Here is a 15719-nt window from a genome sequence, read left to right as displayed (position 1 = left end):
TTCAGCCGGCGTTCCTCAGGCCGATTTCTCGACGGCCTCGATGGCCTCCTGCAGCTCCAGCCACTGCTCTTCCAGTTCGTCCATGCGCTTGGCCAGTTCGCCATGTTCGCTCATGACCTTCTGGCGCTCGCCGCGGCGGGCGTCGGAATACAGATCCGCGTCGGCGATCAGGGCGTCCAGCGTGTCCAGGCGCTTGCGCAGGGTCGCCATCTCGGCATCCACCTTGGCCACCCTGCCTTCCAGCGGCTTGCGCGCGGCCGCGATGCGTTGGCGTGCCTCGGCTTCCTGCCGGCGCTGTTGTTTGCGGTCGGCGGGCGCCGCGGCGTCCGTGGATGTACGAGAGGCTTCGGCTTTTTCCTGGGCGCCGCGTGACGCCAGCCAGTCGCGGTAATCCTCCAGGTCGCCGTCGAATTCGCGCACCGTGCCGTCGGCCACGATCCAGAAGTCGTCCACGGTGGTGCGCAGCAAATGCCGGTCATGCGAGACCAGCAGCATGCTGCCGGCGAACTCCGCCAGCGCGGCGGCGAGCGCTTCGCGCGTTTCGACGTCCAGGTGGTTGCTGGGTTCGTCCAGCAACAGCAGATTCGGCTTCTGCCAGACGATCAGCGACAGGGCCAGCCGCGCTTTTTCGCCGCCCGACATCGGACCGACCGGTCCCGTGACCGCATCGCCGGAGAATCCGAACCCGCCCAGATAATTGCGCAGCTCCTGTTCGCGCGCTTCCGGCGCGATGCGGGCCAGGTGCAATAGCGGCGTGGCGTTCAGGTCTAGCATGTCGAGTTGATGCTGGGCGAAATAGCCGATGGACAAGCCGCGCGATGCGCGGCGCTCGCCGGCCTGCACGGGCAGGGTTTCGGCGATCGTCTTGACCAGCGTGCTCTTGCCCGCGCCATTCGCGCCCAGTATCCCGACGCGGCTGCCGGCGCGCACCATCAGCGTCACATCGCGCAGGATGTCGACAGGGTTGCCTGCCGCGTCGGTATACCCGGCACTGAGCTTTTCAAGGATCAGCAGGGGATCCGGCATGTGGTCCGGCGAAGGAATGCGGATATCGATGCCCGCTTCCGCGTGCAAGGGCGCCAGCGTCTGCATGCGCGCCAGCGCCTTGACGCGGCTCTGGGCCTGCTTGGCCTTGGAAGCCTTGGCCTTGAAACGGTCGATGAAGCCCTGCAGGCGCGCCGCTTCCCGGGTCTGCCTTTCATGGGCGATGCGGGTTTGGCGCAGGCGTTCCGCGCGCTGTTCCAGGAAATCCTGGTAGCCACCGCGGTAGCGGACCAGCTTGCCGTGGTCGAAGTGCAGGATGGCCTTGGCGGCGGCGTCCAGGAATTCGGTATCGTGCGAAATCAGCAGCACCGTGCCTGGATACGCCGTCAGCCACTTTTCCAGCCACAGCATGGCGTCCAGGTCCAGGTGATTGGTCGGCTCGTCCAGCAACAGCAGGTCCGATGGCGCCATCAACGCGCGGGCCAGCGCCAGCCGCATGCGCCAGCCACCGGAAAAACTGGCGACCGGCTGCATCCATTCGGCGGGCTTGAAGCCCAGGCCGGCCAGCAACTGCTCGGCGCGCGACGGCGCAGTCCAGGCGCCGGCCTCGATCAGCGCCGCCTCCGTCTCGGCGATTTCCGTGCCCTGGTTATCGTCCAGCGCCGCACGCCTGGCCTGCAGGGCGCGCAGCGGCACGTCCCCGTCGATGACGAATTCGCGCGCGGGCCGGTCATCGGCGTGCAATTCCTGTTGCACGCTGGCGATGTGCCAGTCGGGCGGCATGGTCAGGTTGCCGGCGTCCAGGTCCAGCGCGCCTGTCAACAAGGCGAATAATGTGGATTTGCCGGCGCCGTTCTTGCCGACGATGCCGACACGCTCCCCGGGATTGACGACGAAGTCCGCGCCGTCCAGCAGGATTTTCGTCCCGCGGCGCAGGGTGATTCCGGATCCGCGTATCACGGCGCCAACTGCTCGCGCGTCAGCAGCATGATCTGGTCGGAGGCTTCCGACGAATCCAGCCACACCGGGTCCAGATCCGGGAACGCCGCTTCGAAATACTCGCGCTCGTGGCCGATCTCCAGCACCAGGATGCCCTTGGGCGCCAGATGCGACGGCGCTTCGGCGATGATGCGCTTCACCAGATCCATGCCATCGTGGCCGCCGGCCAGTGCCATATGCGGTTCGTGCCGATATTCCGGCGGCAGCGCGTCCATGGAATCCGCGTTCACATAGGGCGGATTGCAGATGATGACGTCGTACTGTCGCGCCGGCAGTTTCTGGAACAGATCGCTGCAATGCAGGGAGATGCGGTCATGCAGGTTATAGGCGCTCACGTTCTGCATGGCGACTTCCAGCGCGCTGGCCGAAATGTCCACGCCATCGACATGCGCGAAGGGGAATGCGAGCGCCGATAACACCGCCAGGCATCCGGAGCCCGTGCACATGTCCAGCACATAGGCCACGGTCTCGGGGTCGGCGACCCACGGCGACAGGCTGTCGTCCAGCAGTTCGGCGATCGGCGAGCGGGGCACGATCACGCGGTTGTCCACATAGAAGCGGCGTCCACGCAGCCATGCCTCGTTGGTCAGGTAGGGCGCGGGCAGGCGCTCGGCCACGCGCTTGTCCAGCAAGGCCAGGACCTGTTCACGCTCGTCGGGCAGCACGCGGGCTTCCAGGAAGGGTTCCAGCGTGTCGAGCGGAAGGTGCAGGGTGTGCAGGACCAGGTAGACGGCTTCGTCCCAGGCATTGTCGCTGCCATGGCCGTAGCTCACCTGCCCGGCATTCAGCCGCGAGACGCCGTAGCGGATCAGGTCGCGCACGGTCTGCAATTCGGAACGATTGGAAGAGGGCATTGGATCCGTTAGGCCCGCAGCAGCAGGTTTTCAACCGTGCGGCGGTAGATATTCTTCAAGGGGGTGAGCGAGTCGAGCTCGACGCGTTCGTTGACTTTATGGATGGTGGCGTTGCACGGACCGAACTCGATGACCTGCGGGCAGATCTTGGCCAGGAATCGGCCATCGGAGGTGCCGCCGGTGGTCGACAGCTCGGTTTCCAGGCCGGTTTCGGCGCGGATGGCGTCGGTGAGCGCGGTACTCAGCGCGCCCCGGGGCGTCAGGAAGGGTTCGCCGCCCAGCTGCCAGTCGATGTGGTGATCCACGCCATGCTTGTCCAGCACCGCCTTCACGCGCGATTGCAGGCTTTCCGGCGTGCTGGCGGTCGAAAAGCGGAAGTTGAACAGCAGCACGGCTTCGCCGGGCACGATATTCGTCGCGCCGGTGCCGGCCGACATATTCGAGACCTGGAACGTGGTCGGCGGGAAGTATTCGTTGCCCTGGTCCCATACGATGGACACCAGTTCGGCCAGCGCAGGGGCGACGTCATGCACGGCGTTGCGGGCCAGGTGCGGATAGGCCACATGCCCCTGGATGCCCTTGACCGTCAGCCGGCCCGACAGCGAGCCGCGGCGGCCGTTCTTGCACATGTCGCCCAGGCGCTCGACCGACGTCGGTTCGCCGACGATGCAGTAGTCCAGGGTTTCGCCGCGCTGCTGCAGCCATTCGCAGACGCGCACGGTGCCGTCCACCGACGGGCCTTCTTCATCGGAAGTCAGCAGCAGGGCGATGGAGCCATCATGTTGCGGATGCGCGGCCACGAATTCCTCCACCGCCACCACGAAGGCGGCGATGGAGCTTTTCATGTCGGCCGCGCCGCGGCCATACAGGAAACCGTCGCGCTCGATCGGCAGGAAAGGATCGCTGTCCCACTTCTCGCGAGGTCCGGGCGGCACCACGTCGGTGTGTCCGGCGAACACCACCAACGGCCCGGCGCTGCCGCGCCGTGCCCAAAGGTTGGTCACGTCATTGCAGACGATGGTCTCGCAGCGGAAGCCGGCGCGCTCGAGGCGCTGCGCCAGCATCTGCTGGCAGTCGAAGTCCGCCGGCGTGACCGAGGGGCGAGCGATCAGGTCCTTGACCAGATCGAGTACGGCGGTCGCGGCCATTACGCCCTCAGCAGATCGTTGATGCTGGTCTTGGCGCGCGTCTGCGCGTCGACACGCTTGACGATCACGGCGCAGTACAGGCTGTGCGAGCCGTCGGCGGACGGCAGCGAACCGGGCACGACGACCGAACCCGAGGGAATCCGGCCGTAGGTGATCTTGCCCGTGGCACGATCGAAGATCTTGGTGCTTTGCGACAGGTACACGCCCATCGACAGCACCGAGTTTTCCTCGACGATCACGCCTTCCACGATCTCGGAGCGCGCGCCGATGAAGCAGTTGTCCTCGACGATGGTCGGGTTGGCCTGCAACGGCTCCAGCACGCCGCCGATGCCGACGCCGCCGGACAAATGGACGTTCTTGCCGATCTGGGCGCAGGAACCCACCGTGGCCCAGGTATCCACCATGGTGCCTTCGTCCACATAGGCGCCCAGGTTGACGTACGACGGCATCAGCACCACATTGCGGCCGATGAAGGCGCCGCGGCGCGCCACGGCCGGCGGCACCACGCGGTAGCCGCCGTGCTGGAAGGCGGCGTTGCCGTATTCGGAAAACTTCAACGGCACCTTGTCGTAGAACTGCAGCGGGGACTGGCCCATGACGGCGTTGTCCTGCAGGCGGAACGAAAGCAGCACGGCCTTCTTGATCCACTGGTGCACGATCCATTCACCCGTCGCTTTGTCCGCCACCCGCAGGCGTCCGGTGTCCAGTGCATCGATGGTGTGTTCGACCGCTTCGCGGACTTCGGCGCTGGCATCGGTGGCCGTCAGGGATGCCCTGGCTTCCCAGGCTTGTTCGATGGTGGTTTGTAGGTCGAGAGTCATGGTTCTTGGCTGTTGTGGGGTTAAACGGAAGATTTGACGAAATCGGCGATGCGTTCGGCGGCATCCACGCATTGCCCCTGCGGGGCGACCAGTGCCATGCGGACGCGGTTCACGCCGGGATTGCGGCCGTGGGCATCGCGCGCCAGATAGCTGCCCGGCAGTACCGTGACGCCCGTGCGGGCGTAGAGATCGCGGGCAAAATCGGTATCCGGAATGGGTGTCGCCACCCATAGGTAGAACGACGCCGCGGGGCGCGTCACGTCCATGGCGCGCTGCAGGATGGGCACCACTGCGTCGAATTTTTCGCGGTAGAGACGGCGGTTTTCCCGCACATGCGTTTCATCGGTCCAGGCCGCGATGCTGGCAGCGGTCACGACGGGGCTCATCGCGCTGCCGTGGTAAGTGCGATAAAGCAGGAAGCGGGCGACCAGCGCGGCGTCGCCCGCGACGAAACCGGAGCGCATGCCGGGCACGTTCGAGCGCTTGGACAGGCTGGAAAACGCGATCAGATTGCGGAAATCCGTGCGTCCCAGCGCATGCGCGGCCTGCAGGCCGCCCAGGGGCGGTTGGGTTTCGTTCAGGTAGATCTCGGAATAGCACTCGTCGGACGCGATGATGAAGCCATGGCGGTCGCTCAGTTCGAGGATCTCGCGCCAGTCTTCCATGGACATCACATTGCCCGCCGGGTTCCCGGGCGAGCACACGTACACCATGCGCGTCTTGCGCCATACGTCCGCCGGCACCTGGCTCCAGTCCGGGCTGAAGTTGCGCGCCGGATCGGCATTGACGAAATAGGGCCGGGCGCCGGCCAGCAGCGTCGCGCCTTCGTATATCTGGTAGAACGGGTTGGGGCAGACGACGATATCGTCGCCCGTCGGGTCGATCACGGTCTGCGCGAAGGCGAACAGCGCTTCTCGCGATCCGAGCACGGGCAGGACCTGGGTCTCGTGATCCGGCGCCGGTATGCCGTAACGCTTGGCCAGCCACTGCGCGATGACCTCGCGCAGGCGGGCTTCGCCCTTGGTGGTCGGATACGAGGCCAGGCCGCCCGGCAGGGCCTGCACCATGGCTTGGGCCACCCGGGCAGGGGTGTCGTGCTTGGGCTCGCCGATGGACAGATTGATCGGTGCGAGCCCGCTGGGAGGCGGGCCGGCGTCGGCCATCAGGCGGCGCAGCTTTTCGAAAGGATAGGGGTGTAGAGCGTCGAGGCGGGGGTTCATGGGGCGCGATTTTAACAAGCAAGCTACAATACCGGGCTCCGCTTGCGAAGGTGGCGAAATTGGTAGACGCACCAGGTTTAGGTCCTGACGCCGTAACAGGTGTAGGGGTTCGAGTCCCCTCCTTCGCACCAGAACGCTCCGCCATGGGTAGCCACCCATGGCGGGTCACAGGGCAGGTCACATGGTGGGTTCAGCGTGGCTTAGCGCCAATTGCTGATTTTGGGGGCAAGCGCGGTTGACCGGGTAAAAATATCCCGATTACACTCGCTCGGCGAGATATTCAAGCGACGCGGTCTAAGTTCTCTGTCGCCGTCAAAGGTACGCCAAAGGTACTGTAGTTGCCGATTTCCCATCCTTGATAATCTGGCGCCTCTCCTTTATTCATCAGCACAGGTGGTGCAAATATGGCAACGGGCATTGTCAAGTGGTTCAACGCGGAAAAGGGATACGGTTTCATCGTGCCCGACGATGGCAGCAAGGATCTTTTCGTGCACTTCTCGCAGATCCGCACCGAAGGCTACAAGACGCTGCAGGAGAACCAGCGCGTCACCTATGAGGTCGGGCAGGGCGCCAAAGGCCCCGCCGCCATGAATATACAGATTCTCAAGTGAGATGAACAAAACGGCGTGCCCAGGGCACGCCGTTTTTTTATGGCGGGCCGCCCAGCGCGGGCGGCGCCGCGTGGCGGTCACGCGTCAGTGTGCGCCGCGATCCTTGGCCTCGGCGTGGGGCGGGACCAGCAGCCGGTCCACATAGGCGATCCCGATCGCCGAAAGAATGAAGACGCAGTGGATGATGGTCTGCCACATCACGCCGGTTTCGGTGAAGGTGACTTCAGGCTTGCCCAGTCCCCCGGCTTCGATGAAGGTGCGCAGCAGGTGGATGGACGAAATGCCGATGATCGCCATCGCCAGCTTCACCTTCAGCACGCTGGCGTTCACATGGCTTAGCCATTCTGGTTGGTCGGGGTGTCCTTCCAGCCTGAGGCGGGAAACGAAAGTCTCGTAACCGCCGACGATCACCATGACCAGCAGGTTCGAGATCATGACGACGTCGATCAGGCCGAGCACGATCAACATGATCTGCTGCTCGCCGAACGTGGTCGCGTGGCTGACCAGGTGCCACAGTTCCTTGACGAACAGCAATACATAGACGCCTTGCGCCACGATCAGGCCCAGGTAAAGCGGCAACTGCAGCCACCGGGAACTGAAGATCAGGGCGGCCATGGTGCTCAGGCGGGGACGGGTATCGCCAGGGGCGCGTGCTTGCATAGGAAAAGGCGGGGAAGCCCAGGTAATGACAGAGTGGGAATTCTATCAAGCTGACATTAAGCTTTCCGACCTGCGCGCGGGGGCTCGAGTTGCATTATTGGCGATCGGATCAACGCCCACGCTTATCCGTCCCCGACCCCGCGGGCCGGCTTGGCGGGCACAAATGAGTTTCCGGTAAAATGACCGGTTGATTCCCATCTTCCCTTCACTCGCAAAATAGGTCTTTTCTAATGCAGCCTGTGGTTGAAACCCTCTCCGGCCTGAAGCGCCGCGTCGATCTGTCCGTGTCCGTCGCGGACATCGAAAAAGAAGTCCAGGCGCAGCTGAAGCGCGTCGCGCGCACCGCCAAGGTGCCCGGCTTCCGTCCCGGCAAAGTGCCCATGGCCATGCTGGAGCGCAGCCACGGGCCTGGCATCCGCTACGACGTGATCAATACGCAGGTGGGTCGTGCATTCGAACAGGCCATCGATTCCGCGAAGCTGCGCGTCGCCGGCGCGCCCTCCATCGAGCCGAAGACCGAAGGCGTGGGTGAAGACGCGCTCGTGTTCACCGCCGATTTCGAGGTCTATCCCGAAGTGGCCGTCCCCGACCTCGCCAGCCTGTCCGTCACGCGCTACGACGCGCCGGTCACTGACGCCGAAGTCGACCAGACCATCGACGTCCTGCGCAAGCAGCGCGCCAATTACGAAGCGCGCGAAGGCCGCGCCGCCCAGGATGGCGACCGCGTCACCCTGGATTTCGCCGGCACGATCGACGGCGTGCCGTTCGACGGCGGCAAGGCGGAAGACTTCCCCTTCGTGCTGGGCCAGGGCCGCATGCTGCCCGAATTCGAAGCCGCCGCGCAGGGCATGAAGGCTGGCGAAACCAAGGTTTTCCCGCTGAGCTTCCCGGCCGACTACCAAGGCAAGGAAGTCGCGGGCAAGACCGCGGAATTCACCATCACCATCAAGGAAGTGGCCGAAGCCTTGCTGCCGACCGTGGATAGCGAATTCGCCAAATCGCTGGGCCAGGCCGAAGGCGACGTCGATAAGCTGAAGGCCGACATCCGCAAGAATGTCGAGCGCGAAGCCAAGACCCGCCTGCTGGTGCGTACCAAGAACAGCGTGATGGACGCGCTGGCCGAAGCGGCCAAGTTCGACGTGCCGGCCGCGCTGGTCGACAGCGATGTCAGCAGCCGCGTCGCCGCCGCGCGCGAAGAACTGAAGCAGCGTGGCCTGCCCAACGCCGACTCGGTGCCGATCCCGCCGGAAGCCTTCAGCAGCGAGTCCGAACGCCGCGTGCGCCTGGGCCTGTTGGTGTCCGAACTGGTCAAGGAAGCGCAACTCCAGGCCAAGCCTGAGCAGGTTCGCGCGCGCATCGAAGAGTTCGCGCAGAATTACGAAGAGCCGGCCCAGGTGGTCAGCTATTATCTTTCCGACCGCCAGCGCCGCGCTGAAATCGAGGCCCTCGTGGTGGAAGACAATGTGGTTTCCTATGTGCTCGACAAGGCCAAGGTCACGGACGAGCAAGTGCCTTTCGATCAGTTGATGGGGATGGCTTGATGAATAGATTTACGGATTTCTATGCCTCCATGTACGGCGGCGAGTCCGTGACGCCGACCGCCCTGGGGTATATCCCCATGGTGATCGAGCAGTCCGGGCGCGGCGAGCGTGCGTACGACATTTATTCCAGGTTGTTGCGCGAGCGAGTGGTGTTCCTGGTCGGACCGGTGAACGACAACTCCGCCAATCTCGTGGTGGCTCAGCTGTTGTTCCTGGAATCGGAAAATCCGGACAAGGACATTTCCTTCTATATCAACTCGCCGGGCGGTTCGGTCTATGCCGGCATGGCCATCTACGACACGATGAATTTCGTGAAGCCGGATGTCTCCACGCTGTGCACCGGCCTGGCGGCCAGCATGGGCGCATTCCTATTGGCGGCGGGCAAGAAGGGCAAGCGTTACTCCTTGCCCAATTCCCGGATCATGATTCACCAGCCGTCGGGCGGCGCGCAAGGCCAGGCCAGCGACATCCAGATCCAGGCTCGCGAGATCCTGGACCTGCGCGAACGCCTGAATCGCATTCTGGCGGAGAACACCGGCCAGCCCGTCGAACGCATCGCCCTGGACACGGAGCGCGACAACTTCATGTCCGCGGAAGATGCTGTATCGTATGGCTTGGTGGACAAGGTCCTGGCCTCGCGCTCCGAGGATCGCTGAGGCGTCCGCGGGCCTGGTTCCGAACCGCCGCTATTTCGAGCCAGCGTAGGATGGGTGGCGCGCGCAGGCGCGGCATCCATCGTCACCAGAGATATATATGCCTGAAAAAAAGGGATCGGCAGACGCGAAGGTGCTGCATTGCTCTTTCTGCAACAAGAGCCAGCACGAAGTCCGCAAATTGATCGCGGGGCCTTCCGTGTTCATCTGCGACGAATGCATCGATCTTTGCAACGATATCATTCGGGAAGAAGCGCAGGCGACGGCGCGCGCCGCTATTCGCTCGGAACTGCCTACCCCGACTGAAATCAAAAAATTCCTGGATCAGTACGTCATCGGCCAGGACACGCCCAAGCGTACGCTGGCGGTCGCTGTGTACAACCACTACAAGCGCATCCGCCACGGCGAACTCAAGGGCGATGAGGTCGAGCTTTCCAAGAGCAATATCCTGCTCGTGGGACCGACCGGTTCCGGCAAGACGCTGCTCGCCCAGACCCTGGCGCGCATGTTGAACGTGCCCTTCGTCATGGCCGACGCCACCACGCTGACCGAAGCGGGCTACGTCGGCGAAGACGTCGAAAACATCATCCAGAAGCTGCTGCAGAACTGCAACTACGAGGTTGAGAAGGCGCAGCGCGCGATCATCTACATCGACGAAATCGACAAGATTTCGCGCAAGTCGGATAACCCCTCCATCACACGCGACGTGTCCGGGGAAGGGGTGCAGCAGGCCTTGCTCAAGCTGATCGAAGGCACGGTGGCGTCGGTGCCTCCGCAGGGCGGCCGCAAGCATCCGAACCAGGACTTCGTCCAGGTCGATACCACCAACATCCTGTTCATCGTGGGCGGTGCCTTCGACGGGCTGGAAAAGGTCATACGGGACCGGACGGAAAAATCGGGTATCGGGTTCTCGGCCGCGGTTCGGGCAAAATCCGAGCGCGGCGTCGGCGAGCTGTTCAGCGAAGCCGAGCCGGAAGACCTGATCAAGTTCGGCCTGATTCCGGAATTGGTCGGCCGCCTGCCCGTGGTCGCCACGCTGGACGAGCTGGACGAAGCCGCGCTCGTGCAGATCCTGACCGAACCCAAGAACGCCCTGGTCAAGCAGTTCCAGAAACTGTTCGCGATGGAAGGGGCGGAACTGGACGTTCGGCCGGGCGCCTTGCGCGCCGTCGCCCGCAAGGCGCTCAAGCGCAAGACCGGTGCGCGCGGCCTTCGGTCCATCCTGGAATCCGCCTTGCTGGACACGATGTACGAACTGCCTTCCCTGGGCAATGTCAGCCGCGTCGTGCTCGAGGACAACGTAATCGAAGGCGACGGTCAGCCTTTGCTCATCTATGCGGACGATGCCGCCCAGGCATCCAAGCCGGAACGGGGCGAGGTCAGGGACGCCGCCGCGTAATCGGAAAACCCGTCACGCGTGACGGGTTTTTACCGTTTTTGCGGTCGCCGGCCGGAAACTTGATTTTTCGGCTATTGTTCCCATATCAGACGTAACTGACGATAGACGGGATTGCTCACTGACTCCGCCGCATCGCCGCTACGTAGATCATCCCAAGGAATCTTTATGTCTGGCACTCAGACCCTGCCTTCCGAACCCATCGACCTGCCGTTGCTGCCGCTGCGCGACGTCGTGGTGTTCCCGCACATGGTCATCCCGCTTTTTGTCGGACGCCCCCGCTCCATACGCGCCCTCGAGGTCGCCATGGAAGCCGGTAAAAGCATCATGCTGGTCGCGCAGAAGTCGGCCGGCAAGGATGATCCGTCGCCTGAAGACGTCTACGAGATCGGTTGCGTGGCGGGCATCCTGCAGATGCTGAAGCTGCCCGACGGCACCGTGAAGGTGCTGGTCGAAGGCGCGCAGCGCGCTCGCATCACGCGCGTGGACGACGTCGAAACGCACTTCACCTGCGAAGTCGTGCCCATCCAGCTCGACCCCATCCAGGGATCCGAGACGGAAGCCCTGCGCCGCGCCATCGTGGCCCAGTTCGAGCAGTACGTGAAGCTCAATAAGAAGATCCCGCCCGAGATCCTGACGTCCCTGGCGGGAATCGACGATGCCGGCCGGCTGGCCGACACCATCGCGGCGCACCTGCCGCTGAAGCTCGAGCAAAAGCAGAAGATGCTCGAGATCTTCGGTACGGCCGAACGCCTGGAAGGCCTGCTCACGCAGCTGGAAACCGAAATCGACATCCTGCAGGTCGAGAAGCGGATCCGCGGTCGCGTGAAAAAGCAGATGGAGAAGAGCCAGCGCGACTACTACCTGAACGAACAGGTGAAGGCCATCCAGAAGGAATTGGGTGAAGGCGAAGAAGGCGCCGACATCGAAGAGCTGGAAAAGAAGATCGTCGCCGCGCACATGCCCAAGGAAGCGCGCAAAAAGGCCGATGCCGAGCTCAAGAAGCTCAAGCTGATGTCGCCCATGTCCGCCGAAGCGACGGTGGTGCGCAATTACATCGATACCTTGATCAATCTGCCATGGCGCAAGAAGAGCAAGGTCAACAATTCCATCGGCAATGCCGAAACCGTCCTGGACGATGACCACTACGGTCTCGAAAAGGTCAAGGAACGCATACTCGAATATCTGGCCGTGCAGCAACGCGTCGACAAGGTCAAGGCGCCGATCCTCTGCCTGGTCGGCCCTCCGGGCGTAGGCAAGACCTCGCTGGGGCAGTCGATCGCCAAGGCCACCAACCGCAAGTTCGTGCGGATGGCCCTGGGCGGGGTGCGGGACGAAGCCGAAATCCGCGGTCACCGTCGTACATACATCGGCTCCATGCCGGGCAAGATCCTGCAGAACATGAACAAGGTCGGCGTGCGCAACCCCTTGTTCCTGCTGGACGAAATCGACAAGCTGGGCATGGATTTCCGTGGCGATCCGTCGTCGGCGCTGCTGGAAGTGCTCGATCCCGAGCAGAATCACACGTTCCAGGATCACTACGTCGAAGTCGACTTCGATCTGTCGGACGTGATGTTCGTCGCGACCAGCAACACGCTGAATATTCCGCCGGCCCTGTTGGACCGGATGGAAGTCATACGCCTGTCCGGCTACACGGAAGACGAAAAGGTCCATATCGCCAGCGACCACTTGATCCCCAAGCTGTTGAAGAACAACGGCCTGAAGGAAACGGAGCTGACGATAGACGAATCGGCCCTGCGCGACATCGTGCGGTATTACACGCGGGAAGCGGGCGTCCGGGCGCTGGAACGCGAGATCGGCAAGGTCTGCCGCAAGGTCGTCAAGCAATTGCTGACTGAGCGCGAGGGCAAGCCTGCCGCGGATGGCAATGGCACCGCCAGCGCCATCGCGGTGACGTCGGAGAACCTGAACGATTACCTGGGCGTGCGCCGCTACAACTTCGGTATGGCGGAAAAGGAAAACCAGGTCGGGCAGGTAACCGGTCTGGCGTGGACGGAAGTGGGCGGCGATCTGCTGACCATCGAAGTCGCCGACATGCCCGGCAAGGGCGCCATCCAGCGTACCGGCTCGCTGGGCGACGTGATGAAGGAATCGGTCGAAGCGGCTCGCACGGTCGTGCGTTCGCGGGCGCGTCGCCTGGGGTTCGCCGACAGCGTGTTTGAAAAGCGCGACATGCACGTGCATGTGCCCGAAGGCGCGACGCCCAAGGACGGTCCGTCCGCGGGTATCGCGATCACCACCGCGATGGTATCCGCGCTTTCCGGTATTCCGGTGCGTGCAGATGTCGCGATGACGGGCGAAATCACGTTGCGTGGCGAAGTGCTTGCGATCGGCGGCTTGAAGGAAAAGCTGTTGGCCGCGCACCGTGGTGGCATCAAGACCGTGTTGATCCCGGAGGAAAACGTCAAGGATCTGGCCGAGATCCCGGATAACGTCAAGAACCAGCTCGAAGTTGTGCCGGTTCGCTGGATCGACAAGGTGTTGGAGCGCGCGCTGGAGCGCATGCCCGAGCCGATCTCGGAAGAAGACGCGAAGGACAAGCCGATGGTGACGCCCGCGGCGTCGTCGCCGGAGTCGGTCGATCCCGTGATCAAGCACTGAGCGCGGTCGCAAAAGCTCGAAGAAAAGGCCTGGAGCGTGAGCTCCAGGCCTTTTTGCTGTCGGCGCGCCTTACTGCGGCGCCTTACTGCAGCGGGTCACTGCAACGCTTGCGTGCGGATCAATCCGACCGCGATACCTTCCAACGCGAATTCTTGCCCAGGGCGCACCAGGATCGGTTCGAACTCGGGGTTTTCCGGCAGCAGCTCGATACGGCCACCCTGGCGGTGCAGACGCTTGACCGTAACGTCCTCGTCGATACGGGCGACCACGATCTGGCCGTCACGGGCTTCGCTGGCTTTCTTGACCGCCAGGAGGTCGCCGTCCAGGATGCCGACGTCGCGCATGCTCATGCCGCGGACCTTGAGCAGGTAGTCCGGGCGTTGGGCGAACAGGGCCGGGTCGACGCCGACATCGCGTTCGACGTGTTCGGCCGCCAGGATAGGGCTGCCCGCCGCCACCCGACCGACCAGTGGCAGCATGAGCTGCGACAGCGAAGGGATGGGGAGCATGGCCTGGCTGCCTTCGGCGCGGGCGTCTTTCAGGCGGATGCCGCGCGAGGCGCCGGCGGTAAGCTCGATCGCGCCCTTGCGGGCCAGGGCTTTCAGATGGTCTTCCGCCGCGTTGGGCGAACGAAACCCCAGGGCCTGCGCGATCTCGGCGCGGGTGGGGGGGAACCCCGTGCTGGCGACCGCCTGGCGGATCAGGTCAAGTATCTGCTGCTGGCGTTCGGTAAGTTTGCTGGCCATTGGGCGTTCCTGTTCCCTGTATGGATATACAGGTTCGAATTTTGGGGGACGCAGCTTGAAAACGCAAGGGGGGCCGGCCCAATCGTGGGCAATTGGCTGGCAATAGGCGCACAAAAAGACAAGGGCCCCCGTAGGGGCCCTGCAATGCCGTAAACCGGGAAGCGAGAAATTCAGGCTCGGGGTCCGCTTGGGGGCCTCAGCCCTTCAGCACCTCGGCGATGCCCTTGGCCACGGTGTCGATGTTCTGGCTGTTCAGCGCGGCAACGCAGATCCGGCCGCTGGAAACGGCATAGATGCCGTGTTCTTCGCGCAGCCGGTCCACCTGGGCCGAGGTCAGGCCCGAATAGGAGAACATGCCGCGCTGCTGCAGGACGAAGTCGAAATTCTGCTTGGCGCCCTGTTCCTTGATCTTGTCGACCAATTGACGGCGCACAAGGCGGATGCGATCGCGCATGCCGGCCAGTTCCTGTTCCCACAGGGCAAACAGTTCCGGCGTATTCAGCACCGTCGACACGATCGTGCCGCCATGGGTGGGCGGATTCGAGTAATTGGTGCGGATGACGCGCTTGAGCTGGCTGAGCACGCGGGTGGCTTCGTCCTTGCTGCCGGCGACCACCGTCAGCGCGCCGACGCGCTCGCCGTACAGCGAGAAGGACTTGGAGAACGACGAACTGATGAACATCGTCATGTCCATGCCGGCAAACAGACGCACGACCGCGGCATCTTCCTGCAGGCCAGCGCCGAAGCCCTGGTAGGCGATGTCCAGGAAGGGCACGAGATCGCGTTCCTTGACGACATTGGCGATCTGCTGCCACTGCTCGGCGGTGGGGTCCACGCCCGTGGGGTTATGGCAGCAGGCGTGCAGGACGACCACGCTGCCCGCGGGCATGGATTTCAGGCCGGCGAGCATGCCTTCGAAGTTCAGGCCATGCGTGGCCGGATCGTAATAAGGATAGCTTTCGACCTGGAAACCGGCCCGTTCGAACAGGGCACGGTGGTTTTCCCAGCTGGGATCGCTGATATATGCCTTGGATTGCGGCAGCAACTGACGCAGGAAGTCCGCACCGATCTTGAGCGCGCCGGTGCCACCCAACGCCTGCGCCGTCAGTACGCGCCCTTCCGCCGTCAGGGGCGAATCGGCGCCCAGGAGCATGGCCTGCGCACCCTTGTTGTAGGCGGCGATGCCTTCGATGGGCAGGTATCCGCGCGCGGCAGCCGCTTCGATGCGGGCGATTTCGGCCTTGCGAACCGCGGCCAGCAGCGGGATGCGCCCGTTATCGTCGTAATACACCCCGACGCCCAGGTTGACCTTGCCCGGCCGGGTGTCAGCGTTGTACTGCTCATTCAGCCCGAGTATGGGGTCGCGCGGGGCCAATTCGACGTTCTTGAAAAGGGTGCTCATCGGATCGCAAAGGGTACGCAAAAGGGTAGGTGGACGCAGCCGGATATGCGGCGGATAATGGG

General features: G+C 63.5%; 13 protein-coding genes and 1 tRNA gene. 6 read left to right on the top strand and 8 right to left on the bottom strand.

Features of this window, described 5'->3' with window-relative positions:
• Nucleotides 1-15 precede the first annotated feature (15 nt).
• Genes CAL12_RS17260 through dapC form a run of 5 tightly spaced genes read right to left on the bottom strand, consistent with a single transcriptional unit; the run spans nucleotide 16 to nucleotide 6026 of the window.
• Complete coding sequence (locus CAL12_RS17260; protein ID WP_086065762.1) at nucleotides 16-1944, bottom strand: ATP-binding cassette domain-containing protein; 1929 nt, start codon at nucleotides 1942-1944, stop codon at nucleotides 16-18.
• On the bottom strand, nucleotides 1941-2837 hold the full coding sequence (gene prmB, locus CAL12_RS17255) for a 50S ribosomal protein L3 N(5)-glutamine methyltransferase (RefSeq protein ID WP_086065761.1): 897 nt from the start codon (nucleotides 2835-2837) through the stop codon (nucleotides 1941-1943). The genes CAL12_RS17260 and prmB overlap by 4 nt, the downstream gene beginning before the upstream one ends.
• A gap of 8 nt (nucleotides 2838-2845) precedes the next feature.
• Nucleotides 2846-3985: a succinyl-diaminopimelate desuccinylase gene (dapE, locus tag CAL12_RS17250; protein WP_086065760.1), complete on the bottom strand. Its 1140-nt coding sequence runs from the start codon at nucleotides 3983-3985 to the stop codon at nucleotides 2846-2848.
• The gene (dapD, locus tag CAL12_RS17245) at nucleotides 3985-4806 is read right to left on the bottom strand and encodes a 2,3,4,5-tetrahydropyridine-2,6-dicarboxylate N-succinyltransferase (RefSeq protein WP_086065759.1); all 822 of its coding nucleotides are present in this window, start codon (nucleotides 4804-4806) and stop codon (nucleotides 3985-3987) included. Before dapD ends, dapE begins: the two co-directional genes overlap by 1 nt.
• A gap of 20 nt (nucleotides 4807-4826) precedes the next feature.
• The gene (dapC, locus tag CAL12_RS17240) at nucleotides 4827-6026 is read right to left on the bottom strand and encodes a succinyldiaminopimelate transaminase (protein WP_086065758.1); all 1200 of its coding nucleotides are present in this window, start codon (nucleotides 6024-6026) and stop codon (nucleotides 4827-4829) included.
• 44 nt (nucleotides 6027-6070) lie between these two features.
• On the opposite strand from dapC, the gene CAL12_RS17235 reads away from it, so the two are divergent.
• Together CAL12_RS17235 and CAL12_RS17230 are read left to right on the top strand one after the other, a co-directional pair.
• Nucleotides 6071-6157 (top strand) — tRNA-Leu (locus CAL12_RS17235).
• Between the two features lie 273 nt (nucleotides 6158-6430).
• Nucleotides 6431-6637, top strand: coding sequence for a cold-shock protein (locus tag CAL12_RS17230; protein WP_086065757.1), 207 nt, complete (start codon nucleotides 6431-6433; stop codon nucleotides 6635-6637).
• 84 nt (nucleotides 6638-6721) lie between these two features.
• Here CAL12_RS17230 and CAL12_RS17225 read toward each other — a convergent pair whose 3' ends face one another.
• Nucleotides 6722-7297, bottom strand: a complete 576-nt coding sequence (locus CAL12_RS17225; RefSeq protein ID WP_086065756.1) for a TIGR00645 family protein — start codon at nucleotides 7295-7297, stop codon at nucleotides 6722-6724.
• A gap of 230 nt (nucleotides 7298-7527) precedes the next feature.
• Here CAL12_RS17225 and tig point away from each other — a divergent pair, with 230 nt between their 5' ends.
• From tig to lon, 4 genes are all read left to right on the top strand, one after another.
• Nucleotides 7528-8838 (top strand): trigger factor, encoded by a 1311-nt coding sequence (gene tig, locus CAL12_RS17220; protein ID WP_086065755.1) that lies wholly within the window; start codon nucleotides 7528-7530, stop codon nucleotides 8836-8838.
• A complete protein-coding gene (gene clpP, locus CAL12_RS17215; RefSeq protein ID WP_086065754.1) occupies nucleotides 8838-9494 on the top strand; it encodes an ATP-dependent Clp endopeptidase proteolytic subunit ClpP in 657 nt (218 codons plus the stop codon). The genes tig and clpP overlap by 1 nt, the downstream gene beginning before the upstream one ends.
• A gap of 97 nt (nucleotides 9495-9591) precedes the next feature.
• Entirely contained in the window at nucleotides 9592-10890 is a 1299-nt protein-coding gene (clpX, locus tag CAL12_RS17210) for an ATP-dependent Clp protease ATP-binding subunit ClpX (RefSeq protein WP_086065753.1), read from the top strand.
• Between the two features lie 165 nt (nucleotides 10891-11055).
• Complete coding sequence (gene lon, locus CAL12_RS17205; RefSeq protein ID WP_086065752.1) at nucleotides 11056-13509, top strand: endopeptidase La; 2454 nt, start codon at nucleotides 11056-11058, stop codon at nucleotides 13507-13509.
• Nucleotides 13510-13604: 95 nt separating this feature from the next.
• Here lon and lexA read toward each other — a convergent pair whose 3' ends face one another.
• Nucleotides 13605-14255: a transcriptional repressor LexA gene (gene lexA / locus CAL12_RS17200; protein WP_086065751.1), complete on the bottom strand. Its 651-nt coding sequence runs from the start codon at nucleotides 14253-14255 to the stop codon at nucleotides 13605-13607.
• Between the two features lie 196 nt (nucleotides 14256-14451).
• Nucleotides 14452-15657, bottom strand: coding sequence for an amino acid aminotransferase (locus CAL12_RS17195; protein ID WP_086065750.1), 1206 nt, complete (start codon nucleotides 15655-15657; stop codon nucleotides 14452-14454).
• Nucleotides 15658-15719: the final 62 nt, after the last annotated feature.

The sequence above is a fragment of the Bordetella genomosp. 8 genome (assembly GCF_002119685.1).
In the GTDB taxonomy this organism is placed as follows: Bacteria; Pseudomonadota; Gammaproteobacteria; order Burkholderiales; family Burkholderiaceae_B; genus Bordetella_C.
The sequence above is the reverse complement of the archived record's forward strand: the minus strand, read 5'-3'. Positions and strand labels throughout refer to the sequence as shown.

Excerpts from the sequence above, each read along its gene's own strand:
- CAL12_RS17230 (WP_086065757.1), top strand. The coding sequence starts at position 6,431 with ATGGCAACGGGCATTGTCAAGTGGTTCAACGCGGAAAAGGGATACGGT.
- CAL12_RS17195 (WP_086065750.1), bottom strand. The coding sequence starts at position 15,657 with ATGAGCACCCTTTTCAAGAACGTCGAATTGGCCCCGCGCGACCCCATA.
- lexA (WP_086065751.1), bottom strand. The coding sequence starts at position 14,255 with ATGGCCAGCAAACTTACCGAACGCCAGCAGCAGATACTTGACCTGATC.
- dapC (WP_086065758.1), bottom strand. The coding sequence starts at position 6,026 with ATGAACCCCCGCCTCGACGCTCTACACCCCTATCCTTTCGAAAAGCTG.
- tig (WP_086065755.1), top strand. The coding sequence starts at position 7,528 with ATGCAGCCTGTGGTTGAAACCCTCTCCGGCCTGAAGCGCCGCGTCGAT.
- clpX (WP_086065753.1), top strand. The coding sequence starts at position 9,592 with ATGCCTGAAAAAAAGGGATCGGCAGACGCGAAGGTGCTGCATTGCTCT.
- CAL12_RS17225 (WP_086065756.1), bottom strand. The coding sequence starts at position 7,297 with ATGCAAGCACGCGCCCCTGGCGATACCCGTCCCCGCCTGAGCACCATG.
- dapE (WP_086065760.1), bottom strand. The coding sequence starts at position 3,985 with ATGGCCGCGACCGCCGTACTCGATCTGGTCAAGGACCTGATCGCTCGC.
- clpP (WP_086065754.1), top strand. The coding sequence starts at position 8,838 with ATGAATAGATTTACGGATTTCTATGCCTCCATGTACGGCGGCGAGTCC.
- lon (WP_086065752.1), top strand. The coding sequence starts at position 11,056 with ATGTCTGGCACTCAGACCCTGCCTTCCGAACCCATCGACCTGCCGTTG.
- dapD (WP_086065759.1), bottom strand. The coding sequence starts at position 4,806 with ATGACTCTCGACCTACAAACCACCATCGAACAAGCCTGGGAAGCCAGG.
- prmB (WP_086065761.1), bottom strand. The coding sequence starts at position 2,837 with ATGCCCTCTTCCAATCGTTCCGAATTGCAGACCGTGCGCGACCTGATC.